The 265-nt window shown below is 63.8% G+C and carries 2 pseudogenes; both read left to right on the top strand.

The window, feature by feature from the left end:
- Positions 1-137 (top strand): annotated as a pseudogene (locus BST12_RS29870) (50S ribosomal protein L28); the annotation flags it as partial.
- Between the two features lie 9 nt (positions 138-146).
- A pseudogene (locus BST12_RS35215) lies at positions 147-265 on the top strand (bL33 family ribosomal protein); the annotation flags it as partial.

Raw genomic sequence — 265 nt, 5'->3', positions numbered from 1 at the left:
GGGTCAGCGCCCAAGGAATCAAGGTCATCGACCGCGACGGGCATCGAGGCCGTCGTCGCGCGGCTCGGGCAGGATCCGCCCCGGCGCACTTCGCGCGCCAAGCGGGCTCATCGCTCCGAACGGCGGCGATCCTGTGAGCACAACTGATGGCGCGCAACGAGATTCGTCCAATTGTCAAGCCGTGTTCGACCGCAGGGACCGGTTATACGTATGTCAACCTATGTCACTCGCAAGAACCGGCATAACGATCCCGTGATCCGCCGAC

Source organism: Mycobacterium angelicum, from assembly GCF_002086155.1.
Classification (GTDB): Bacteria; Actinomycetota; Actinomycetes; order Mycobacteriales; family Mycobacteriaceae; genus Mycobacterium; species Mycobacterium angelicum.
The sequence above is the reverse complement of the archived record's forward strand: the minus strand, read 5'-3'. Positions and strand labels throughout refer to the sequence as shown.